We start from the raw sequence: 24,033 nt of genomic DNA, 5'->3' as shown, positions 1-24,033 counted from the left end.
CAGTTTACAGGAAAGAACTTATTAGGTGAAAAGTGTTCATTGGAAGTGAGCAAAAACTGTTCACTATATTTTAGCGTTTACATGAATATGTCCAGTACATTTCCAATTAGGATAAAAACAGCTACAACTACATTGCAGATAAAGCACTAGTCCTATATTTTCAACTCTATGAAATTACTCCATACGCCTTTGGTTTCCCTATGTTTCCTATTTCCGTATATGATATCCAAGACATCATTAATGAAAATGGCCCATTGGGACGGATGGCAACTAATAATAAATTACCAAAATTCAAAAAAGCGCTAAGCCCCTACTCAACGACAACACTGATAAATTGTCCTCGAGGGGTACTTGACGCTTTTTTGTTCTGATATTTTTCTTCATATTTAAGATAAGGGATTCTTAGTGGCTAAAATTTGTGTTCCTTCAACACTCTTAATAATAACGTTATCGGCTTGATATTCACTATTATTGGCTTTACAAAACCGAAGACACCACTAGTTATGCCACTTGCATTTTCTTCTGTTGTGTCTTCTGAAACTAAAATGATGACATCTTTTCCTTTTATCTGATATTCAACAATTTTTGGATACCAGGATGTTTCCATCCCCTCAATTCCAAAGTTGTCAGCCATGTAATTCTGTAATGCCGTTTTAAATTGTTCGTTTCCATTTTCCATCTGTGCTTCTTCTACTGTTGGTGATATTTGGTTATTTTTAGATTCTTCATTTCCATTTTGTTTATTGTTGTTTAAATTTTCATTTCCAGTGCATCCAACTAATAATCCAATAGCTAATAATAGCACTAGCCATACTTTCATACCAAATCCCCCCTTTTATTGTAAAATCTTTTCAACTAGCACAGATGATCCTCTATTCATACTAGCTGTTTAGAGTAAAGCATCTTTCATGCGTACCATATTTTTAACAACATTTACTTGAAATTATTTTGTATAAATTTCACCTATTTAATACGAAATCAATAAAAGATAGTTGTCATTCTGCATGTATACAATGAATTTGAATCAGTCAAAAAAAAGAAACCTAATTCATATTTCTGTCGTAGAATAACGTTCCCACACAAAAGTGAAAGTGAATGCTCTCTCTAGATTAGACTCTTTCCACCCGGGCAGAGTAGTTCACGACACTTTTTCCGTCCCTTTTTCAACGACAAAAGAGCATTCCAGATGAAATGCCCCTTTACTTGATTATATTAAATTTTGTTCATAGAATTATTGTAAAAGGAATATTTATTGAATCTATTCTTATTTTCGCATCACGCAAAAGCTGCTATGATCATTCCCATAACAGTTAGTGAAACAATATGATACCCAGCACTGATGAAGTACAATACCAATTTTCGCCCTTCAAAGAAGGTTGGGGCCATTTCCCTAATAGTGGCAATTCCAAATCCAGCTAGAAAACCAACTAGTGCCCCTTTTCCAATAGTAACTTCATCAAAGGATAAAATGAACAATGAAAGAACGTATGCTGTAATTATGGCTGCAATCATGGTAAGTAGATAGCCTAAATTAGCACCCTTTTTATCAAAATTCTCTTTACTTTTCCCCATTCCCTTCATCCAAATATTCGCAAATAACAAGGGTGAATACCAAAATGCACCTATGATAGAATTTGAAATGGCCGCTAGTAGTATGGCCAGAATACTTACATCGGTAAAATTCATACATATCTCCTCATCTATCTGTTTGTTTTTTCAACCTTGTTTTTCCAACCAGGTATTATCGAAATAACACGAGTCGCTAGATCCTAACATCTTGCTTAAATTTCACATTAAGGCTTTCCAACGGGACAGATTGTGGTTTCGCCAAATAATACCCTTGGAATAAATCATACCCCATTTGTACCAAATAGTTTAAATCTTCTTCATGTTCTACTCCTTCTGCTAAAGCCAAGGCTCCCATGTCATGGGCTATTTTCAACACTTCTCTGGCAACCTCTTGTTTACTAAAATCACTACTTACACCGTTTGTAAATTCCAGGGCCAATTTCACAAAATCCGGTCTCATTTGGGATAACTTTTTTAGATCATTAAACCCAACCCCTACATCATCAAGGGCATATTTAAAGCCATGAGATCTGTAATACTCTAAGATTGATTTTAAATGCTCAAGGTCCTTTACTTCATCAGACTCAACGACTTCAAACACGATTTGTTCCGGTTTTAGATTCATCTTTTTGACAAGCTCAAAAGTGGTCGAAAGACAATGTTCAGGAACATAAATCGCTGTTGGTATGAAGTTGATGAATATTAATTTATCCCCTATAATTCCTGCATTTTTTACTGACTGCAATCTACATGCCCTGTCAAGTGAGAAGACTCTGTTTCTTACTCTTGCTGCCTCAAACATTTTAAATGGGGAAATGATTTCACCCTCAGTACCAATACCTCTTGATAAAAGTTCATGCCCTACAATTATCAAGTTATCATTTTCAACACTTACGATTGGCTGATAATGAGTGCTTATTGAACTACTCTCTATTAAATCATCAATCCAACTTGCTTCACGTTCACTTTTGAATTGATATATCGGCTTCATGGCATGTAATTCTTTCAAAGGATCTAAAACACTCGAGACTACAGCATGTATGCTATTGATGTCCATATGAGCCTCTATATAGTCCATTAAGTCATAGAATACTTCCTCTATGGCCCAAAACATTCTATCATTAATGAACTTCCACTTATCATCTGGGAAGGCTTTAAAATAATCTATTAAATTTCTAGTATTTTGATTTTCTGCGAAATAAATGGTATAACCTCTTTCATTTGGTGAACAAACATCGCATACCATATGTATCACTCCCTCTATTCTCAGCAGTTTCTAATTTTACATTTCGTGTTATGAAGAATATTATCTAGTAAATAATTACTATATTATACTAAAGTTTAAAACATAGAAAGAATTTACCATTATTGATGTCTAATTCAGACACTATAGAGGTAATGCAGGGAATAAAAGGTTAGGATGATCCAATATAAATGTTAGCCAAAGTATTGGTGATAACCACTAGTGATAAACAAAATTAGGTACCATTCATGGACAAAATTATATAATTTGTCCATGTGTGGTACCTGACTTTTGTAAAATTATGAGTGACACACACTCGACGTGCGTAGAGTGCTATGTGTAGATAACCCATAACAAGATCAGTGGGATTCACCTAAAATATATAAGAAAAAGTCTCTCTACCAGTTACTCTTACTAAGGAAAGCGTCTATTGAAAAATCGCTTTTTCTTTTTTGGGGTTAATTGTGTCCTTAATCGCCTCAATTACTAAATCTGGATTTTCCAAATGGATTGAATGATGACAGTTTGTTTTTATTTGTATTGTATTTTTAGTCAGTTTACTCAACAGGTTTTGATGCTCCACCCAAGTAGGATCTGTGTTGTTAGAAGATATAATGGTCACTGGAAGGTCTGCTCTCAATGCATTGGTGTTTTCGACCTGTAAAGCCGATTTATCACTATATAAAAATTCCTTATACACCGCCTCATAAGATTTAGGATGATACCCTATATAGTCAACATATTTCTGATAAGGTTCTGGTAGGTATTTTCTTCCTACTGGTTGCTTTAACAATTTAGGAAGACCAATTCCAGAGGTTAAGTAACCAAATCTAAATACATTAAGATTTTTTCGGTGTGACTTTTTACGAATACTGTCCCATTCATGGCTTAGATATCTTTTTTCGTGTACAGAATCAATAAGAATTAATGATGCCACTTTTTCTGGATACTTACTTGCAAATAACCTCATATTTAATCCGCCAAACGAGTGTCCTACTAAAACATATGGAGGTTTTATCTGCAATTCTTCTAAAATATGTAATAAATCATTTACGACATCTTCGCTTGTATATGATTTATTTATTGCTGAACTCCATCCATACCCTGGTCTATCGAATGAGAGGACTCTTGCAAACTTTGATACTTGTGGCTGAATATAATGCCAATCCAAAGAACAACAACTTAGACCAGCATCTAATATAACGGTATAATCCGCATCCTTCTCACCAGAAACAATTGTATGAATTATTTTATCTCTAATTTTTATCCTCTGACCAATTCCATCAACTTTCCTTTTTCTATTAAGGTACATATTGGTTAATGTAAAAGGAAAACCAACTACCTCTATTGCATGCTTAATCCATTTATCATATTTCAAAGATCTCATCCTCCTTTTTTACAAGGAAAATAATACCACAAAGTAAGGGGGTTGTGTTGGGAATTTACTGAATAATCAAACCCATTATCCTTTCTTCTATAATTGAATCAGTAGTAGCAGAAGGATAGCTGATTAGTTACTCTCTGCTCTATTGTTGGTTTGATTTAAAAAATAGTCTTCCTGTTTAGTAAGCATGTAAACATTTTTTGTTACATAAAGGGAAACATTTACATTTTATTATTTTTCTTTGTAATCAAAATACCAATGTAAAACATTTGGATACATAAAAAAGGGTATCCATTTCTCTGGATAACCCTTAATCGCCTACTTAGTACCAATTTTAACCTCTGTTAAGGATTTTTTTAATGCCTTTTACCGCAAACGTGTTCATTTTTGGAACTATACTTATCCCCTTTTTTGATGTCGTTGTATTTATAACAACGAAATCTATTTCTTTCGCCTTTCTTTTTATTTCTTTCCCCATGTTCACTGGCATAAGCCCCTCAAATCTATAACCACAGAAATCAATATAAAACTGCATATCATTAACATAGACAAAAAAAACTAATGCTCTTGGATCCTCATATTCTTCTATTCTTCTCTTTAAGGCATGCTTCTTTCCTTTTTCTTCAATCTTTCCAACAGGTTTTTCCGATATTTTCACCAAATCTACATTGTTTTGTATGCTCGAAGTAATTTCTTTGAATCTATCAATCCTATCAACTAATGATAGAAAAATCACACCTTTATTTTCAGCCAAAATAATTTGTAATTGCTCATTTTTATCCATGATTAATGTCTCCTTTATCATTTTGTATGATTACATGTATCAAGAACATCAATTCTAATTCTAAGACTTTGGCTATTTTAGCAACCGTTTGTACTGATGGTTGATGTCTTTCCCCACTTTCCAATCGGTATAAAAATGACGGAGACAGGCCTGTAAGAATTGATAAATCTCTCAACTTCATGTTTATCGCTTTTCTTTTAAATTTGATGATCTCTGAAAAAAGCAATTCACTTTCGCTTTCTATTTCCATCTCTTTCACCTTCCTATACGTTTCTATTGAAACACCTTATAAATTCATACTTCCATTTATTTTAGATTTCTAAAGCCTTTTTATAACAATTGGTTGGTTAAAACGGAATAGTAAGTGGGCTTTTATCTATAATGCAGTATGATTTCTTATTACTTTTAGAAAGGAGATAGATGAATGAAAAGAGATATTTTTTTTACTATGACACCAGAGGAAAGAGTGAAGGAAATAAACACCTTATTACAAAAGTATGATTTAAAACAAATTGCTACAATGATAGGCATACCCTATTCAACGTTTACAAAAGAAATGCGAATAGGAGGAGATTTCTTCTATCATCAAAGCGACAAGCAGTATTATCAATTTATACGTTCGGAGGAGGGGCTTCAAAAAACGGGAAGGGTAGAACAGTCTAATGAGTTGGAGTTAAATTTTATCAAGGAAAATCTTAATCACTTAAAGGCTTTGCTACGGTTGTATCAGGAAAATACGCTTCTCCTTTTAGATGAACAGATATACAGCAAAAATGCGAACTTTGTAACGAAAAGCATTAAAATGAATCTCGAAATCTATGAGGAGTTTCGTCAGTTCTGTGAAGAACATTATCGACATTTAAAAATGCAGGACTTGATAGCACAGTCACTTTTAGACTTCAAGAAAAATATAGGCGTGATCCGTAAAAGAGTCAAAAGTGGCTCTTTTTTTGCTTTTTATATAAAAAATTCCTTGTTCGACTACCATTTTTGATATAAAGTGCTACGACCTTGTTAAACAAGTGGAATATCGAAACTTATAGTAATGTTGTCTATAATTTGATTGGTAAAGTTCAATGAAGCCTTAGTACACCTGGTTTTAAAGGACTTTAAATTTAAGTGAATCAGGAGGTACTCAATGAAGAATGAAAATGCAAAACCGCTTTACAACGATATTCAAATTTCAATTGATACAATGATTCTTGTAGCAAAACTTACCTACGATCAGCAAGAAGAATTGTTTAATCGAATTGTTTTTCACCAAAATAACCAATACCAAGATAAACACTTCCATTACAGCAGGAAAATTAGTAACGTCACCATAAAAGTTTCTCCACGCAATCCCCTTGCCAATATCAATTACAATACCATGTTAATTCTTCAAAAGAACGCTTCTCTAACTAAGTTCCCTTATTCAATTCAGGAAATCCTTCAATTTGACACTTGGAAAATTAAACGAATAGATATTGCGTTTGACTTTACAAATCATACCCCTTTTTCAACCTTCACAAATCGGTTAATAATGAAACACCATGGCAATGTTAAATTTCTTCAACAAAGCAAGAATGATAAAGATTGGCAATCTGAATACGTAGGTAGCTTGAATTCCAAAACAGAAGCAAAGGCTTGTTGTTATGATAGAAATGAAAAAGAAGCAGACCTATCCACTGGTATCGAACATGATTATCCTCTCCGTTTCGAAATCCGATTGTACCCCAAGTTGAATGAATACAATTTCCTAAAAAGAATAGATCATGGATGGATTGAAAAGAAATTGAGCAGATTCATTTTTATTCCTGATATTGAACAACTGCCTCTTAACAAATGGGACAAGAGAAGACTGTATAAAATACAACAGGATTATAATTACCTAAAAACATTGAAACCCTTTAAGCAGAATGAGCTTAAAAAATGTGCAAAAGAACATCGAGTACCATTCGAGGATATTTATACCTTTAGCAAAGAAAAACTGTACTCTTTTCTTGAATTAGAAGAGCTTGTTGTAACTTCCTCTGGCTTATATGAGCAGATAAACTTTGACGACCAACTACTTTAACCGAAAAACTGTTATATTTCTTTTTACGGCTGTTATATAAAAGGTTCGACACATAAGCTCTTGAAAAAGATTGTAGCGTCTATATAATTCTAAATACAGGAGTTACAGAAGACTCCTCCCCCAAAAACCCCGAAACAAATCCACAATAATCTACAGGAGGTATTCCCCCATGAAAATCGAAAGAATCTTCAACAATGAATCTCCAATTACCCTCGACAGCATATTAAAATCCATTCTTAGCGAAAAAGTTGACACACTTATCTCCCAAACTTATGCTAAAAACAAGGTGAATTCCACTGACTCTTCAAAAAAAGGAGAGGATGTGGCATGAAAAAATGTGCTATATATGTTCGTGTATCAACTGATAAAATTGAACAACAAAAGTCACTCGAACTTCAAGAAAGTATGTTTACAGAACTAATGGCTGAACGTGGGTGGGATCTTTTCCGTATCTACAAAGACATACAAAGCGGTACGACTTCTAAACGCCCTGCACTACAAGAAATGATTCAGGATGCAAAAGATAAGAAGTTTGATGTTATTCTTGCTAAAGAACTATCTCGTTTAGCTCGTAATGGTGAATTATCCTATCAAATTAAGAATCTTGCAGAACAAAATGAATTCGACATAATTACGTTGGACAATGCTATTGATACAACTAAAGGTGAATCACATATGTTTGGAATTTACGCTTGGTTGTATGAACAGGAATCCCAACGTATTAGTGAACGGGTTAAACACTCCCTTCGAATCTCTGCACAGCAAGGGAATTTTAAAGGTTCAATCCCCCCGTTTGGCTATCATGTCGTAAGTGGGAAGTTATTTCTTCGTGATGACTTTACAGTTGATGTCGTAAAGCGGATATTTAGAGACTATATTGCGGGCAAAGGCTTTGGAAAAATTGCAAACGAGTTATCAAAAGAAGGAATTCCTACACCTGGTCAAACTGTAGGTAGAAAAAATAGTGGTGTCTATTGGCACGATTCAACAATAAGGATTATCTTATCAAATCCACACTATACAGGAGATTTAGTTCAAAATAGAGAAACAACTGCCAGTGTGACTACAAAAAGACGTAAAAAGGTAGATAAAAGTGAACAAATCATAGTCGAAAACACACATGAAGCGATTATTTCAAGACAAGATTTTGAAACGGTTCAACAATTAATACAACAACGTAAGCGAAAAAGACCATACGCTAAAAAACATCTATTTACCAATATAGCTTTCTGTGCCGATTGTGGTAGAAGCATGCACTACAAAGCCAATCGAAAGGGATATGTATGTGGTAACTATAATAAGCGTAAAGGCATTCTATGTACTGACCATCACTTTAAAGAAGCAGGATTAATGGATTTACTGACGTTAGAAATAAAAAGCCTATTTCAACGCCTCAATGAAGACAATTATCTATCCATTCTTGAAAAAGAGGTCAATAGAATTATCAAGAAGGATAAAGCACAATTATCAAAGATTGAAAAGGAATTAGAGGCTTTGAAGAACGAAAAGATCGAAGCTCTGCGGATGAAAGTAAGAAAAGAGATAAGCGATGAAGAGTATCAATTGTTAATTGAAGATAACAACCAAAAGCTAACAGAATTAACCACTAAAAAGCAGTCAATCGAAGAAGCATTAAATGAAAGTTCATCTGCTTTAAACATTGATGCCCTGAATAAAGAATTAGAAGGATTTATTGCAAATCCGACACTTACACCTGAATTCTTACACAAATTCATAGAACGTATTGAAATCAAAGAAGACGGAAGTCCGAGAATCTTTTACCGATTCTCGAACTCATACATATCTTCTATTTTTTTTCGAGTAACACACAGCACTCAACGTGGGTTGAATGCGGAAACATATCGACATCTTGGAGGTAATGGAACAAATATAGCTTACTTAAACGATGGTAGTTCTTAATCAATGTTGATCTGTGACAAGAAATATCTACGAATGGAGCGAAACTTCAGTTTAATCCCCATTAATCAAATAATTATATAGCGTATACTCTATTGGTTCTTCCATCACCATATTCATCTGCACAACAGGTAGTTCTTTCCTATTCTTGTCTATCATCTTTTCTTGTTGAACACTATTTTTATCTGGTTTTGCTATGCCTAGATAGTAGAAATCGCTGCCTTCTGCGTCATCTTTCTTAACGAAAATATGAATGGACTCCTATATACGAAAAAGGAGCCCGTCTAGGATGAAAAATCGATATAAGTTATTTTGTCAGAGTTAGTGTCATGTACAAGGGGTATCGGGCTAGGACAATGATATTAGAGTACCTTACACTTCGTAAAATGAATGAAACCCATCCTAGTAAGATGGGCTTCATTCATTTTATTATAGGTGTAGATATGAAAGTAAAATAAATACTGGGCGTATGATATCGAACATTGATTATGGTGAATGACCATATGTTGCATCGTGTAAGTTTTATTAGTTCGTGAGTACCATGATATTTTTGCCAAATCTTTTAAAGACGGCCTTGTAATTAAATTTGTTAAATAAGCTGACTGTTCAACTTCCTGTCTTTCTTTTTTCATTTAAAAGTTCAATCATTTCATCATGAGTCCTGATTCCAAATCCATGTTCAAAATAGGTACCATCTCCCAAATCATTTACATTTTGCCCCCCTTACACTCTTTCATTTATATACTTAATAGAAAGAAAACGGATATCAAAACAAAACCCTCCCCGAAAAAGACAACTCAAGGAATGTTGATAATACTGCGCCTACCTAAAAAATCCAATATAAAAAGTGTCACCATAGCTTAGACCTAAATCTAACTACGTCACACTTTTAGAAGTTTATTAATCAAGCCCTCGTAGTACAAACAGTGTCAGGCACCACTCATGGACAATTCATTTGATTTTGTCCATGGCTGGTACCTGACACCTTTTTCGTTAGTATAAAATAATCTTTTCTTTTTCATACTAAAAGGAAGAATTACCATTACACTATTTTTCTAAAGTGAACAAATGGCAGCTTATATCAGTGAGGGATGTTTATGTTTTGGAAAAAGGGTAAAAGCATTGCTAATAATAGTAGTGACACACAACAACCTGTGCAAAGGAAGATATCACTAGACTCTCTAAAACAGGTTTTAGACAATATGGACGATGCAGAGATAATCGAACGCACTACACTTAACGATCAAATAGTTGTCATAATCTATTTAAGAACCTTAATTGACCAGGATCGTTTGAATGAATCGATAATAGAACCTGTTATCCAATGTCCACATGCCATGATTTACGAAAGCATAGCTACACCAAAAGTAATGAAGATCCAATTACTTGAAGAGGCACAGAAATTTCTCCTCACCGGTGGTGTACTTCTGAATGATTGTATCCAAGAACAATGGTTGGGCATTCCTCTTCCTAACGAAATAAGTAGGGGGATTGAAACCTCTGAAACAGAAACAATTTTATACGGTGCAAAAGATAGTTTCACTGAACAATTAGAACCAAATATCACCCTCATACGCAGAAGACTTCCTATTACTGAATTAAAAACAGAGAAATATAAAGTAGGTTCATTAAGTGAAACAACGGTTGTCCTAATGTACATAGACGGGTTAACCAATCCTGAATATATATCAATAGCAAGAAAGAAAATCTCTGAAATTAACTTTGATTTATTTTTCGATTCATCCCAGGTAGCGGCATTTATGGAGGAACATAATAACAGTATTTTTCCACAATTCCAACAAACTGACCGACCAGATGTTTGTGCTTATTCCTTAGGGCTCGGTAAATTAACTATCTTGGTAGAGAACACACCGTTTGTATTAATTGCACCAATCACTTTTTTTCACCTTTTCCAATCACCTGAGGATTATATTAATCGTTGGCCGGTTGCAAGTTTTTTAAGAGTTATTCGATATTTAAGCTTTTTTCTGTCCGTCACACTGATACCATTTTATGTTGCACTAACAACCCACCATTATCAAATGATTCCCTTACAAATACTATTTGTTTTAGTGGAATCTAGAAGTAAACTACCATTTACACCATTTTGGGAAGCATTACTGATGTTAGCTATTCTTGAAATCATAAAAGAAGCGAGTTTACGGATGCCGACCAAATCAAGTCAAACCTTAGGGGTGATTGGTGGTATAGTTATCGGTCAAGCAGCAGTTCAAGCGGGTTTTGCGAGCAAAGTATTAATTGTATTAGTTTGTATTTCAACCATCTCCTCATTTTTAGTACCAAACTATTTGATGACGAAGGCAAATACACTTATTCAATTTGGTTTTCTTGTACTTTCATCCTTTATTGGTGTTTTTGGCATTGCCATAGGAGCTATTGCCATTTTGGCACATCTAAATGGTCTTACTTCCTTAAAACAACCCTATTTTTCACCAATCGCTCCATTTTACTGGAAGGACTGGAACGACCTCTTTATTAGAGGGCCTTTAATAAACATGAAATCCCGTCCGGATCATTTACACCCTTTACAGAAATGGAGATACAAACGAAGGATGTGATTCAAAGTTGACTACATTTTCCTTATTTGATAAACCATCAAAATTTGACGGAATCTATGCCTTTTTCATCGTCAACCGTTTCCAAATGCTTTACCTAGTTTTTTTAATGCCTACCTACTTATTACACCCGTTTATGATTTGGGGCATTGTTGCAATGGCAATCTTTTCCCAACTCAATATATGGCTGTTATGTAAATGGCTTGAATCAGATTATACTAAAAAGGGATATCAAGGCTTTGTAGAGCTTTTTGGTGTTCGAATGGTAAGGCTTTTTGCTTTTATAGGGCTTATTTTGATACTAATCAAAATAACGGTGATCACACTCGGATACTTAGAAGTCATTCATGATTTTATTTTCCCATCCATGAATTCAAATTGGATTATATTTTTGATTCTTCTTACGAGCTCCTATGTTGCTTCACTAGAAATGAAAAATACCATACGGTTTGTGGTAATTGTTTTTTTATGTATTTTTTGGATGATTTTTTTATATTATCCCTTTTTTATTCCACCAATCGCTGCATTACATGATTTGTATCCCTTGATACCAACAAATTGGACAACTGATTCATGGAAAGGATTGTTACTCATTTGGTCTTCATTTTCAGGACCAGAGTATTTAATCTGTTTAATTCCTTGGATCAAACCACAGCAAAAAATGAGTAAATATTTAACCTATGCGAATGCTCTTTCTGCTTCAGAGTATTTGATATTGTTTATTGCGAGTTTATTCTTTTTCGGTTCAAATTATTTAAGTAAAAGTAAATACCCTATTATTCATATGATTCGATACTTACAATCTCCCATGTTTGAACGACTGGATATTATCCTGATTTCACTACATATGTTCTTATTGGTGTTTGCTATATCAATTTTCTTGTTATGTATATATGGGGCTACAAGAATCATCCTAAAAAAAACAAGTACCCAACCTTCACGTATGGGTTTTGCTGTCACTTGTATTATGTTATTTCTCTGTTTTGTAATTGTGAATAATTGGATTTGGTCCATTGAAACGAAACAGAATATTCTCCTGAATATTCAAATTTGGTTAAGTGGAATAACTTACTTTATCGTCCCAACATTCTTGCTCCTAATGACAAAGCTAAAAGGGCGTGTAAAAGCATGAGACGAAATAAAATGCTTTTAGTTTGGGGAATCTTTGTTTCATTAGTCATGATTCCAGGATGTGCCCCATTTGTTGAGAACAACACAATTGAAGATATTGCTCCTGTCACTTTTTGGTCAATTAGTAAAGGCGAAAAAGGAAAAATAAAAATGAGTACATTAGTCCCTCCATTAGTAAATGAGCAAAAAAGCTTATTAACACTAGAAGTTAATCTCCTTAAACAGGGAGGAAAAGACTTTAATTTAAGATATTATCGTGAATTGAAGGTTGGACAACTCCGTTATTTTTTAATTCATGAGGAATTAGCGAAACAAGGGATTATTCAGTTGATTAACACGCTATTGACAGACTATGATATTTCGCAACGACTATATTTAGTAATCGTTAAAGGTAATTTTGACGAATATATTAACAGACAAGCAAAGAAGCAAGAAAACCTTGATTATTTCCTGTATCGGATGCTAAGACACTATGAGAGGAAAAGACAAGGTGAAATGACCATTGTCAATTTGCATGAATATAAAAATAAGCTGTTTTCACCATTTTCAGATCCCGTTCTTCCTGTTTTCAAAGTAGCGAAAGATAACTTTACTTACGAGGGGACTGCTTTTTTTAGCAATGATAAATTAATAGAAACGGTCACAAGTACCAAAGATCAAATATTTCAACTTCTTGACAACGATCACTATTTGAAGTTTTTTCCAATACCCAAATTAGACGTGGTTATTGGGCATCTACGCTCAAGAGTAAATGTAGATATAGATAAAAATCTTTCCCTAGTTACAATAAACGTGAAACTAAATGGAAGAATTGAGGAATATCAAGGTAATAAAAATATCCTCAACGGAAATGAACTGATGCAGCTTCATAAGGAAATTGAAACTGAATTAGAAATGAAAACTACGGACCTCATAAAAAAATGCAAGAGCTGAAGGTGGATCCTCTTCAAATCGGGACACACACCCTTAGCCCCTTTTCCAAACCCATCAACGAAAAGGTATGGTTAGCCGCTTGGGGAAAAATGAAAATAAAAGTTAATTATCAGCTTTATTTTGAGTCATTACAAAATACTAAAAAAAATTATTAAATTATCATGAAAAGAGGTTGACCCCTTGGCCGGAGTCTCAAGGTTTATTATTCTGCGATTAACTATAAAGACGGTTAAGCTAGTATTCCGAATGGAAAAATCGTCACAACCTATCCCTTTTTTCCAGGTATTGTTAAACAGTGTCAGGTACCACTCATGAGCGGTCAAATTTACACTATAAGTGGCATCCGTTTTGAAAGTAGGACAATATTTATTGTCAATAAAAATTAGTATGTTAAAACGATTGTTAATTAGTGTGATAATTATCCAAAAACGTTGATTTGACAATAAAATAAGGGTGTGAAATATATATGTGATTTCACACCCTAAAAGGTTTGCTATTTACTGTTTTCTCTTCCAAAACGGAACCCGTTAAAATCAAATTACTTGTTTTAATTTCTACTGGTCTTTTTTGGTAGACTCCTTATAGTACTAAAAAACCTCATTTACTTGTGATAAGGTTTCCCCTGGCGCCACTGCGTTAACGCGTATTTTAGGAGCCAGTTCGAAAGCAAGCTGACGCATTAGACCTATTTGAGCATGCTTACTTGCTGCGTACCAAACTCCAGCCCCATCCGGATAGAAGCTTGCACCTGACACTGTGAAAATGATATTGCCATTGGTCTTTTGTGTTTCTTTTAGTGCTGCTTTTGCACCGAAAAACGATCCTTTTACGTTAATGTTGAGGAGATAATCATATGCTTCAGAAAGAGCAGTTGGAGTTACATCAGCAAATTTAGCGAATCCATCAAATACCCCAGCATTCGCGATAAAAACATCTAACTTTCCAAAAAAAGCGCCCAATTGTTGAAGATCAACTAATTATATAGAAAAGATCATTCATCTTTCTTTTTAATGCCCTGCCATCATTGCGGCATTCGCGTCTTTTGTTTCATCATCTGGAGCATGTTCCGGTAGTTTTGGTCTACTAAGGATTGTTCCTAGAAGTGCCCCAGCTAATGCAATCCCTGCAGCTAGAAGGAACGTGTCACCATAGGCAGCAACGGCTGCTTCAATTGGGTTAGCTGTTTCTGTCATATGATCAGTAATTCTTGACGTTAGGAACCCAGTCATACCTGCTACCGCAAATGAAACCATTACTTGTTGAGCCGCTGTCGTTAAAGGTGTGACACGATTAACAAGATGTATTGGAGCGGATTGAAGAACATGGGTATTAATTGCCATCATGGATAGACCCATTCCAGCTCCCATCATCACTAAACATGTAATGATAAATCCTGTAGTTGTATCCATAGAAATTCGTGAAAGCATAAATAGCGCTGCAGTAATAATAGATAAGCCTGTTATCGCTAAAGGACGAGCACCTATTTTATCAAATAAACGCCCTCCGATTGGCATCATAATACCTGATGCTAGAGCTTGTGGAAGTAGAATTAAACCAGTATCTAATGCACCGTACCCTCTAACTGTTTGTAAAAATAACGGGACAATAATCATAACCCCAAATAAAGCGATTTGGGAAATCCATGCAATCACAATCCCTTTTCTAAAGTCAGATGACCCAAAAACTCTCAGCTCTAATAAAGGCTGCTTCTGACGAAGTTCGACGAAAATGAAAATAATTAGAGCAACTCCACCTACAATTAATCCTGTAAGAGTTTCCGTTGAAGACCAGTTTTTGCCCCCTTCGCTCACTCCGTAAGCAAGCATTGCGAATGCGATAGGTGCTAATATGATTCCAAAGAAATCAAGCGATGGAACTGTCTTACGTTCAACATTCGGCAAAAATTTCATTCCAACCAAAAGTGCAATAATACCGATTGGCAAATTAATAAGGAAAATCCAGTGCCAAGTAACGTATTCTACAAGATATCCTGCTAAAACAGGCCCTAGTGCAGGTGCTAATAGCATTGGAACTCCAAGTGTTCCCATTACGGCCCCCATTTTATCCGGAGGAGCAAGTCGGAAAATCATGGCCATTCCTATTGGAGCAACCATTCCTCCGCCCAGCCCTTGAATAACTCGATAGAGGATTAGCTGTTCAGGGTTTTGTGCAACAGAACATAGAACGGAACCAAGCGTAAACAAGGCGATCGTAATTAAAAATATCTTTTTTGCTCCAAATCTGTCCGTCATCCAACCAGCTAAAGGAATGACAGCTGCTAATGCAAGCGTATAACCTGTTATAGACCATTGCATGGTTGAAACATCAGATTTAAAATCTTTCACTATTCCAGGAAGAGCAACATTCATCGCCGTACTATCAAGAATTACCATTATCATACCAACAATGACAGCTAGTAGTGGTCCTATTATGGTTTTAATGGAAAATGCTTCATTGTTATTTTCTGAACTAGCTGACATACGAAATCCATCTCCTTTTCAAAAATTTCAGTCTTCAGAAAGGTTTTCATGTTAATTACAGGATTTCCTCTTATATAATTATCAAAACAAGATTCCTTGCTTACAGTTTTAAAAAGAGTAAATAGCCCTTATATTTCTAAACCGTCATTTCCCAACTCGACATCTCCAACCACTTCTCCTGTTCCCTATAATCAGGCATGATTTTCCCGACAAGTCGCCAGAAGGATCGGTCGTGATTCAGATGGACCATATGGCACATTTCGTGGACGACCACATAGTCGATCACCCTCTGTGGTGCCATCGCCAGCCTCCAATTAAAGGTTAACTGCAGTCTTGAATCACATGTTCCCCATGTGGTTTTACTATCAGAAATTGAGACCCCACGAGGTTTTGTCTTAAAGTGGCTTTGATAAGAGGAAATACTCTTCTCTACCAACGATTTACATTGTTTATAATAAAATCGTTTTAAAGCTTGTTTTATTTTTGCATCCTCATGCTGCTTCACGTAAATATGTAGCTTATCTCCTTCAAACACTACATGGTCCTGTGTGATATTCAGATCTTGATGAATCTGTATGGGATAGGTTTTTCCTAAAAATAAAAAACTCTCGTCATGGTCATAGACCTTCTCCTTCGGGCCACTCATTCGATCCTTCATTTCGTTCAATTTATGAAGAATCAGATCCCAATTAGCCTCTAACAATTGAAGCACTTGTTCATTGGATGTTCCTTTAGGAGCAAGGACTTCAACAGTTCCATAACCATCTATTTTTATCGCAAAGGAGCTGCGATTTTTGAATTGTATTTCGTAACGTATTGTTTCACCTGAGAAGGTATGTATCATTTCATCACCTTACTGTTTATCCCCTGTACCTTACAGTCAATCCTCTTAAGAATTTCCTAGCAAAATTGTCTCCGCACTCTTTGTAATTCTTATGTCCTTCTTTTCTTAATAAAGCGCCTAACTCACCTTTTGATACCATGATGCCACCATCTTCGAGAATTTCCAGCATATCCTCGCTAGTTAATTGCAGTGCAATTTTTACTTTCTTTAGCATATTATTGTTCATGTTTGGTTTTTTGTTAATGGACGGATCTGGTGTAGTAGCCTGACCTGGTTGACCTTCTTGCTTGCCTCTTTTAAATGTAATCAATCCATTTAAAAATGAATCTAACATCATGTTATTGCATTTTATATTATCTTCAGATTCAGCTAAGTTCTCATCTTCATCGTCGCTGTCCTTTGTTTTTGTTAGGATCTTCGGTAATTCTTCCCTAGCTACCTCAAACCCGCCAAGCTTGAAAATTTCTACCATCTCTATGTTTTTTAGATCCAAGGCATATCTTAATCGAATCAAAATATCGTTATTATCCATATATAATCCTCCAGTAAATTTTCTCTATGTAAAATCCATATTCCTATCCGCTTCTACAATCATATAACTTCTCATATTTTTCAACCTTCGTCAACTTATGTTAAAGCACATAAGCTATGCTCGCATTATTCCCTATCAGTTAACTCCTAATAACAAGTTCAGGCACCACCCCGTAGAATTTTTGTCTACGACTGGTGCCTGATTGTTATTTATTTAAAGGCTCTGTTAAATTTTAATGTTGATTTTTAAAATAAAAAAAAGGGAAACTCTATCCATTAAGGGTTTCCCCGCACTGTTGCCGACCCATTCGTAGTTTAAATACCGTAATGTATCATATATTTCTTATCCTTTGATGCTTGAATAATTTTTGAAGCCAGTTCACTAAGTTCGTCAGAATTTTTAAAGTATCTCGATGATGTGACTATATCATAGAACAATGATAAAGATTCAGGTGGAATAATTGTTATCCCATAATAGGCTAATCCTTGTTCTGGGCGATTTAACGAGTGAAAGTATGTTTTCATTATTGATAAATTATCAATAAAACTACTGATAATATCATCATCGACAGAAATACAATCGTATTTCTGAGGGGTATAGCCATCGTAGCTTTTTTGACTGTCAAAATTATCAAGTATACCAAATTCGTGTACCAAAGGCACAGTAATCACCCTTTCAAAAAGGAAAAACCTTTTATAATAACTCAATAATAGATTCGTTCTGTTCAACGACTAAACACAGAATTTTGACAATCGCAAACTATCATAAGTATCGGTCATTTCAAATACAAATGATGTTAATAGAAATTCTTTTATGTGCTGTTTAGTGCTTTCATTACAGCGACTATCGACAAACAAGAACCAGGCAAGGTAGTTGTCAAGGTACTTTGAAGCCACACCTTTAAAACGGTCTATCCACTGTTTTAGACGGGAATGGAGACCGTTGACATTTTGGATGTGATACAAGCCCTTGATGACGTGTTTGCCACCATCTGATTTAATTCGGTAATGCTCTAAACCTTTTTCTTTTGCATAGGTTTTGTAAGCCCTCCAAGCATCGGTTACAATCACGTTTTCATTGGACAGTTTAGAACCAATCAAGGATTCGACTTTTGGTTTTACAATACGCCCCATACAGGCAACTTTAGAGACAGTTGCTTTAGTGCGGTCTCTGGCAACGAGAACACAAACCTGTTCGTGGCTTATCCCTCTGTGTTTAGACTTTCCGCCACGTTTACGAGGTTTACGTTCTATGATACCCCTTTGCCCTTTTTGGGAGTATAGGAAATAGGTCTCGTCCATTTCAACGATACCCTCAAAATGGTCAACATCCAATTGTTTTAAGGCGTTTAACAGTTTGTGTCTCCAATAAAAAAGCGTAACCCAAGTAACCCCTACGATTTCAGCCGATTTTCGCAGGGAATATCCTTTGAACATACAATCAACGAAGGTAATCCATTCATTGCCTTTTCGAGTGCGGTACAAGACAGTGTTGGTGGTGTCAGTGAAGGTCTTACTACAACATTTACAGCAATAGCGTTGCCGACCATTATATTTTCCGAACCGAACAACGTGTTCCGAAGAACAATGAGGACACTCAAATCCTTCCTTGAAGCGAGTTTCTCTCATTTCATTGATTAAACGACCACCAGTGGAGGAAGAAGGGTCAACATAGCGTTTAACCCATTGATAAACTTGTTCTTTTTTTGTATGTGGTAATTTGTCGATATACTTTAACAAGTTGCTAAACGCTTTGCTCACCTTAAAAACCTCCGACCCGAATGTTTGTTCCTATGTTAATTATATCAAGATTTCGGAGAGGTATCAAATATCAACATTTACCTTTAACAGAGCCTATTTAAAAAGCAGTAACATCAATTGAAAGATAAAAACAAACTTCTTGGGATTGATTTTCTCAAATTATTGAACTCGTCACTAGGCATACTCGAATGCTTCCCTAATATGGAAAGATACTATATTTCTACAATAGTGCTTCTGCAATCAACTTATCAAACTTTAGAATATCAATGCTGTAGAAATATGGAAAACCCTTTTTTAAAAAGTAAAAACAAAGGTCAATCACTTTAAAGAACATGTACCTCTCAGAGAAGTCTATACTCCTTCCAATCACCATTTAGTATCTTCTTTTTTAACAAATTCACTTTACTAGCTACATACATGTATGCTTTAAATTCCCCTTTGTCTGTGTAAACGGTTTGTTGAATTCTTTCATATAAATTGTCTTTCCCACCTTCTGTATATCCTTCTAAATGATCTAGTTGTTTTAATTCTTTCTCCGTTACTGAGTAAAGCTCTCCGTATGTTTTATCTGAAGATGAGTGTATCATAGCAGGATACCCATTTCCTGTGTCAAACAGCTGTCCTGTTGTCCAGCACTCCTTTGCGATACAGGTAGAACTTTCTAAAAGTCGATGATTCCTTTCTCCTTTGCGTAACGTCCCATAAACAAAAACTATTACCATCATTTCTCCCCCTTTTTTCTTTTTCTGTAAAAACTACAAAGGTTGGGGAACTCCCAACCTTTGCGATTACCCAATATGACTAAGCTTATCTGGATTTCTCATAAGATAGATTTCTGTAATTTGTTCATTCTCGATTTTAAAGCTTACCACGGTTTTCATATTATTTGGTTCTGTGATTAATACCCCTGATTCCCCATTCACATTTACAAGTTCGATAGATGTCGGGACATTGGTATATTGGACAAGTAAATGGGCAATAAATCGGAATACAAGCTCCTTTGTATGAACAGGTTTAAGAGCTGCGATAACTTTACCGCCACCGTCAGAATATAGAATGACGTCTTGATATAACAAGTTTTCTAATCTTTGAAGATTCCCTTGATGGATGGCTGTAACGATGGTTTGAACGATGTCTTCCTTAGTGTTATCTAAATTAGTAGATTCGGCATCAATGGTCGGCATTTTGGTTTTCACTCTACTAAATATTTTTCTACAATTTGCTTCATTCCGTCCTACAATATCGGATATGACCGTATAATCGTATTCCAGTACCTCTCGCAAAATAAAAACTGCTCGTTCAATCGGATTTAATTTTTCTAATATAAACAAAACGGCGATCGAGATGACTTCCCCTTTCATCACTTCAGATAAGGGATCGTTATCCTGAAGGATGATGGGCTATGGTAACCAGGGCCCTGTATATACTTCACGTTTTACACGTGCTGATTTTAAGTGGTCCAGACAACGATTTGTCACCATTTTACAAAGGTAGGCTTTTATATTTTCCACCTTCTCCATCTCCATAACACTTGCTTGCAGGAATACATCCTGAACAATGTCTTCTGCATCCGAAACGGTACCGAGCATGCGGTAAGCAATCGAAAACAGTAGAGGTCGATTCTCTAAATAGAGCTCTTGCCAACCCATATGATTTCCTCCATCTCTATTCATGTACCAAACTGGCAATATTCCAAGTATAGTCCCTTAGTTTCACACCTAATTTACCGGATAGAACGAAATCCATCCCCCATTTTTGTGTCCACATAAACCCATCTGTCGGTCCTAATCCAATACAATATAGACTTGGATATGCTTGATGTCCTTCAATCTCATGACCATCTTGATCAGCCTTTATAATTTTGGCAAGTGTTTTTGCCTCTGCCATGGCCTCTTTACAAGTCATTCCTGCAACCTCACCTGTGTTGGAATCAATAATATGAGCACAATCGCCAATCGCATAAATATTATTGCAGCCCTTCAAACGGTACCAGGAATCAATCAATAGCTTTCCGCTATCTGTCATTGGGAGCCCCAATTCCTGAAGACAAGGATGCGGTTGTAAACCCACTGTCCAAATACAAAAATCTGAATCCAATTCAAAACCGTCATTGTAATAAATTCTTTCGTTTTCAAATTTATGGGCCTTTACATGATGAATCGTAGTAACACCTAATGAATTTAACCTTTTTTCTAATTTTCTGCTCACTTTTTGTGGAATATCACAAAGTAATCTTTCATGCTGATTCAACAGTAAAATTTCTACATCTGGGACATTAATACCTTTTAACCAAGTAGCGATTTCGGCTGAAGTTTCAATTCCGGTGATTCCTGCCCCAATGATAGAAATTCGCAGATTAGATTTTGACGAAATTTCCTCTAATAGATGCTTCCTTATGGTTCTTGCGTTTTGAAGACTACTTAACGTGGTCCCACCGTTATTTGAATCCACCTCTTTTATCACACTTCCTAGTGCCATAATCAAAAGATCGTAATTCAAATTCATCATTTGTCCTTTTGAATCAAGCACCTCAATGTTTTGGTCCTCATGATGCACCGCTTTGAGTTCCCCTTGTAAAAATTCAATACCGTCGTTGCAATAGGTACTAAAAGGAATAAATAACTCAGAAAAGTCCTCCTCTACAATCGCTTTAAACAATTTCACCTTCCGAAAATGATGTGAGTTTTTATCAATTAATACGATTCTATAATCCTTATTGATTTTCTCTTTCTTTAATGCATCTATTGCATTGATCCCTGCATATCCTCCACCAATGATTACAATTGTCTTTTGTTGTTCCATCTTTATCGCTCCCTTAATTCTTATTTCGAAAACAAGAGAATATGGGATCTGAGTTGTGACATCGACTAAATATATTTTAAGAAGTTTAAACCTAAAAATGAATTACTTGTACGGTCCAAGTTCTAAATTATGACATATTTTATAAAACGGAGGTTGACCGAAAAAATTTTAGGGGTGTGAAATGTATATATCTAAATTAGACGTTGATCAACCCTCAGATGATCAAATGACTAAGCTAATATTTTCCTTGTATAAAATTGAACGACTTTTAGTAGTTGTAAAACAAGGTTCTTTGTGTGACATGAAAATAGACATTTGAATACCATAAGGATTTTCAACAAATAACAAAGGGAACTCTCACATTTGAAAGTTCCCTTTGTCCAATATTTCTTGTTTACGTATCAACAAGATAAATCAAACCATCTTAGAGCTGAGAATGGCTCCTGTAAATAGTTCGACAAAATGATATTAATCCGATGATTCAGAATCAAAATCCTCTTCATCTACAACGTAAGGGTTAAGATTATTTTGAATAATACGTGCTGTATTTAATCCGATAATTTGAGCTGGAATGGAAGTGTTTCCGTCTGGCAAAATAGGAGAGATTGAAAGGTCGGCTACTTTAAGGTTTTTTGTACCAAAGACATCTAGATATTCATTAACCACTCCATCTTAAATGCATTTCGCCATTTTGCACTGGCCGCCATAATGGTAGAAGTTAGAATAAGAAGCTCTTACATAATTCCCAAGAAATCTTCTTTTTTCAGCTTCATCAGGGTTCATAAAGATGTTCTCAGGTGGGTATACCACTTCACCAATACCGCTGTTAATATTATCTCTAGCCTTAGCAATGATGTTGTACATGTTGATATATTGATCCACCAAGAAGTCTAGATCATTTGTATTTTGCTGCAATGGATTGAAGGAAAATGATGGAGGGGCTTCAGGGTCGCTATGGGAAGCCATAATAGTCCCCCTGCTTTGTGGATTAAGGTCTATTAAACCAAAACTCATAATGTTAATGTTTTTTTTCAATATATCGAATTCCCACCCATTTTTAGCCACTTCAGCGGAAGGAAGAAAGAGTGGTGCCGGCGCTCCTAAAATTTGAAGGCGACGACCCTCCGAACTATTTTTATTTTCAGCTACAAAAGCACCCAAAGCAATCGGTTGATTAATGTCCGCTTCTAATAACGGTAATATCTGAGTTGTATCGACCTTGACACCAATACCGGCATACGCTTGAGTTTGCAGATGGTAGCCTACGTGGGGATTTTCAACCAATGGTGTAATTCCTGCATTAATCAAATCAATTGATTTTCCAATCCCGGACCGTTGCAGAATGACAGAGGAGAAAAAACCTGCCGAAACGATTACGCCTTTTCGGGCAAATGATTTTTGAGAAACGCTGTCCTTGACATATTCGACTCCAACGGCGATTTTCTCTCTTCCCTTATTGTTAAATAAAATTTTATTCACTGTCGTTTTAGCAAAAATGTACAGCTTTCTCTTTCCAACACCCACCTCATCTGGATTAAATTCATTCCCCTGAGTCACAACACAATCATTTAAATACCCCGTTGCTGTCGATGAGCGTGTAATGTCATCATTTGCCACCTCTTTCTGGATAAATTGGTTTTTATAAAAAGTACAGTCACGTACACCTGTGTTATAGTCTTCAACAATATCTATACCCAAAACACTGTTGGTTGCATTTACTAAATTTTGAATAATACTATTCTGAGGAATATTCTGCTGCCTAACAAATACTGGACCCATTCTTCCTCTTTCGCTCGAAATTTGTGGTTGGCCCGTATAAGTTTCATTTTCGATAAACAGTGGTTCAAGTTGATCGTAGCTCCATAGGTTACTGCAAACCTGAGATGCCCACTTGTCATAAAGCTCTTTACTCCCGCGGACAGCATACATTTCATTCACTTCTGAGCTCCCTCCAATGACCCTTCCATTGACCGTAAGAAGCTGTCGTCCTATGGAGGTCTCAAAAGAAGAAGTTAGGTTATA

At 35.5% G+C, this 24,033-nt stretch carries 24 protein-coding genes and 5 pseudogenes; 9 read left to right on the top strand and 20 right to left on the bottom strand.

What is annotated here, in order from left to right:
* Window positions 1-128 precede the first annotated feature (128 nt).
* Window positions 129-275 (top strand): annotated as a pseudogene (locus DBX25_RS21555) (RsiV family protein); the annotation flags it as partial.
* Between the two features lie 134 nt (window positions 276-409).
* On the opposite strand, the gene DBX25_RS19285 reads toward DBX25_RS21555, so the two are convergent.
* From DBX25_RS19285 to DBX25_RS19260, 6 genes are all read right to left on the bottom strand, one after another.
* Window positions 410-820: a hypothetical protein gene (locus DBX25_RS19285; RefSeq protein ID WP_108672382.1), complete on the bottom strand. Its 411-nt coding sequence runs from the start codon at window positions 818-820 to the stop codon at window positions 410-412.
* Between the two features lie 455 nt (window positions 821-1,275).
* Window positions 1,276-1,686: a DUF1761 domain-containing protein gene (locus DBX25_RS19280; RefSeq protein WP_108672381.1), complete on the bottom strand. Its 411-nt coding sequence runs from the start codon at window positions 1,684-1,686 to the stop codon at window positions 1,276-1,278.
* Window positions 1,687-1,762: 76 nt separating this feature from the next.
* Window positions 1,763-2,815 carry an EAL domain-containing protein gene (locus DBX25_RS19275; RefSeq protein WP_108672380.1) on the bottom strand — a complete coding sequence of 351 codons (1,053 nt, stop codon included), beginning with the start codon at window positions 2,813-2,815 and terminating at the stop codon, window positions 1,763-1,765.
* A gap of 424 nt (window positions 2,816-3,239) precedes the next feature.
* Window positions 3,240-4,190, bottom strand: coding sequence for an alpha/beta fold hydrolase (locus tag DBX25_RS19270; protein ID WP_108672379.1), 951 nt, complete (start codon window positions 4,188-4,190; stop codon window positions 3,240-3,242).
* A gap of 340 nt (window positions 4,191-4,530) precedes the next feature.
* Window positions 4,531-4,980, bottom strand: a complete 450-nt coding sequence (locus tag DBX25_RS19265) for a hypothetical protein (RefSeq protein ID WP_108672378.1) — start codon at window positions 4,978-4,980, stop codon at window positions 4,531-4,533.
* Complete coding sequence (locus tag DBX25_RS19260; RefSeq protein WP_108672377.1) at window positions 4,973-5,230, bottom strand: helix-turn-helix domain-containing protein; 258 nt, start codon at window positions 5,228-5,230, stop codon at window positions 4,973-4,975. Before DBX25_RS19260 ends, DBX25_RS19265 begins: the two co-directional genes overlap by 8 nt.
* Before the next feature lie 174 nt (window positions 5,231-5,404).
* Between DBX25_RS19260 and DBX25_RS19255 the strand changes: the two genes are divergently transcribed.
* From DBX25_RS19255 to DBX25_RS21550, 4 genes and pseudogenes are all read left to right on the top strand, one after another.
* Complete coding sequence (locus DBX25_RS19255) at window positions 5,405-5,974, top strand: hypothetical protein (RefSeq protein WP_205685267.1); 570 nt, start codon at window positions 5,405-5,407, stop codon at window positions 5,972-5,974.
* Between the two features lie 144 nt (window positions 5,975-6,118).
* Window positions 6,119-7,036 carry a hypothetical protein gene (locus DBX25_RS19250; RefSeq protein ID WP_108672376.1) on the top strand — a complete coding sequence of 306 codons (918 nt, stop codon included), beginning with the start codon at window positions 6,119-6,121 and terminating at the stop codon, window positions 7,034-7,036.
* 169 nt (window positions 7,037-7,205) lie between these two features.
* Window positions 7,206-7,367: a hypothetical protein gene (locus tag DBX25_RS20880; protein WP_170110149.1), complete on the top strand. Its 162-nt coding sequence runs from the start codon at window positions 7,206-7,208 to the stop codon at window positions 7,365-7,367.
* Window positions 7,364-8,383: pseudogene (locus tag DBX25_RS21550) on the top strand (recombinase family protein); the annotation flags it as partial. The gene DBX25_RS20880 and the pseudogene DBX25_RS21550, both read left to right, overlap by 4 nt.
* A 460-nt stretch (window positions 8,384-8,843) precedes the next feature.
* Here the strand turns inward: DBX25_RS21550 and DBX25_RS21545 are convergent.
* From DBX25_RS21545 to DBX25_RS21800, 3 genes and pseudogenes are all read right to left on the bottom strand, one after another.
* Entirely contained in the window at window positions 8,844-8,960 is a 117-nt protein-coding gene (locus DBX25_RS21545) for a hypothetical protein (RefSeq protein ID WP_240620429.1), read from the bottom strand.
* Window positions 8,961-9,007: 47 nt separating this feature from the next.
* Window positions 9,008-9,208, bottom strand: a pseudogene (locus tag DBX25_RS19240) (DUF3427 domain-containing protein); the annotation flags it as partial.
* A gap of 351 nt (window positions 9,209-9,559) precedes the next feature.
* Window positions 9,560-9,661, bottom strand: a pseudogene (locus DBX25_RS21800) (protein-glutamine gamma-glutamyltransferase); the annotation flags it as partial.
* A 389-nt stretch (window positions 9,662-10,050) separates the two neighbouring features.
* Here DBX25_RS21800 and DBX25_RS19235 point away from each other — a divergent pair.
* The 3 genes from DBX25_RS19235 to DBX25_RS19225 are packed head-to-tail and all read left to right on the top strand — an operon-like array spanning window position 10,051 to window position 13,593.
* The gene (locus DBX25_RS19235) at window positions 10,051-11,532 is read left to right on the top strand and encodes a spore germination protein (protein WP_108672373.1); all 1,482 of its coding nucleotides are present in this window, start codon (window positions 10,051-10,053) and stop codon (window positions 11,530-11,532) included.
* 7 nt (window positions 11,533-11,539) lie between these two features.
* A complete protein-coding gene (locus DBX25_RS19230) occupies window positions 11,540-12,661 on the top strand; it encodes a GerAB/ArcD/ProY family transporter (RefSeq protein WP_108672372.1) in 1,122 nt (373 codons plus the stop codon).
* Window positions 12,658-13,593 (top strand): Ger(x)C family spore germination protein, encoded by a 936-nt coding sequence (locus tag DBX25_RS19225; protein WP_338066690.1) that lies wholly within the window; start codon window positions 12,658-12,660, stop codon window positions 13,591-13,593. Before DBX25_RS19230 ends, DBX25_RS19225 begins: the two co-directional genes overlap by 4 nt.
* A 587-nt stretch (window positions 13,594-14,180) precedes the next feature.
* On the opposite strand, the gene DBX25_RS19220 is transcribed toward DBX25_RS19225, so the two are convergent.
* The 10 genes from DBX25_RS19220 to DBX25_RS19175 form a co-directional block, all read right to left on the bottom strand.
* On the bottom strand, window positions 14,181-14,552 hold the full coding sequence (locus tag DBX25_RS19220) for an SDR family NAD(P)-dependent oxidoreductase (RefSeq protein WP_240620428.1): 372 nt from the start codon (window positions 14,550-14,552) through the stop codon (window positions 14,181-14,183).
* Window positions 14,553-14,600: 48 nt separating this feature from the next.
* Window positions 14,601-16,073 (bottom strand): DHA2 family efflux MFS transporter permease subunit, encoded by a 1,473-nt coding sequence (locus DBX25_RS19215; RefSeq protein WP_108672371.1) that lies wholly within the window; start codon window positions 16,071-16,073, stop codon window positions 14,601-14,603.
* Between the two features lie 136 nt (window positions 16,074-16,209).
* Window positions 16,210-16,917, bottom strand: a complete 708-nt coding sequence (locus DBX25_RS19210) for a M48 family metallopeptidase (protein WP_108672370.1) — start codon at window positions 16,915-16,917, stop codon at window positions 16,210-16,212.
* Between the two features lie 16 nt (window positions 16,918-16,933).
* Window positions 16,934-17,449, bottom strand: coding sequence for a YehS family protein (locus tag DBX25_RS19205; protein WP_108672369.1), 516 nt, complete (start codon window positions 17,447-17,449; stop codon window positions 16,934-16,936).
* A gap of 314 nt (window positions 17,450-17,763) precedes the next feature.
* Window positions 17,764-18,111 (bottom strand): short-chain dehydrogenase, encoded by a 348-nt coding sequence (locus tag DBX25_RS19200; RefSeq protein WP_108672368.1) that lies wholly within the window; start codon window positions 18,109-18,111, stop codon window positions 17,764-17,766.
* 69 nt (window positions 18,112-18,180) lie between these two features.
* On the bottom strand, window positions 18,181-19,209 hold the full coding sequence (locus DBX25_RS19195) for an IS1595 family transposase (protein ID WP_108672367.1): 1,029 nt from the start codon (window positions 19,207-19,209) through the stop codon (window positions 18,181-18,183).
* A gap of 341 nt (window positions 19,210-19,550) precedes the next feature.
* Window positions 19,551-19,931, bottom strand: coding sequence for a gamma-glutamylcyclotransferase family protein (locus tag DBX25_RS19190; RefSeq protein ID WP_108672366.1), 381 nt, complete (start codon window positions 19,929-19,931; stop codon window positions 19,551-19,553).
* Between the two features lie 66 nt (window positions 19,932-19,997).
* Window positions 19,998-20,570 carry a sigma factor-like helix-turn-helix DNA-binding protein gene (locus DBX25_RS19185; RefSeq protein ID WP_108672365.1) on the bottom strand — a complete coding sequence of 191 codons (573 nt, stop codon included), beginning with the start codon at window positions 20,568-20,570 and terminating at the stop codon, window positions 19,998-20,000.
* Between the two features lie 39 nt (window positions 20,571-20,609).
* Window positions 20,610-20,858 carry a sigma factor gene (locus tag DBX25_RS19180; protein WP_157951019.1) on the bottom strand — a complete coding sequence of 83 codons (249 nt, stop codon included), beginning with the start codon at window positions 20,856-20,858 and terminating at the stop codon, window positions 20,610-20,612.
* A 16-nt stretch (window positions 20,859-20,874) separates the two neighbouring features.
* A complete protein-coding gene (locus tag DBX25_RS19175) occupies window positions 20,875-22,011 on the bottom strand; it encodes an NAD(P)/FAD-dependent oxidoreductase (RefSeq protein ID WP_108672363.1) in 1,137 nt (378 codons plus the stop codon).
* Window positions 22,012-22,192: 181 nt separating this feature from the next.
* Between DBX25_RS19175 and DBX25_RS20735 the strand changes: the two genes are divergently transcribed.
* A complete protein-coding gene (locus tag DBX25_RS20735) occupies window positions 22,193-22,330 on the top strand; it encodes a hypothetical protein (RefSeq protein ID WP_157951018.1) in 138 nt (45 codons plus the stop codon).
* A 149-nt stretch (window positions 22,331-22,479) separates the two neighbouring features.
* Here DBX25_RS20735 and DBX25_RS19170 read toward each other — a convergent pair.
* Window positions 22,480-24,033 (bottom strand): annotated as a pseudogene (locus DBX25_RS19170) (GMC family oxidoreductase N-terminal domain-containing protein); the annotation flags it as partial.

The sequence above is a fragment of the Peribacillus acanthi genome (genome assembly GCF_003073175.1).
GTDB lineage: Bacteria > Bacillota > Bacilli > Bacillales > DSM-1321 > Bacillus_BN > Bacillus_BN acanthi.
The sequence above is the reverse complement of the archived record's forward strand: the minus strand, read 5'-3'. Positions and strand labels throughout refer to the sequence as shown.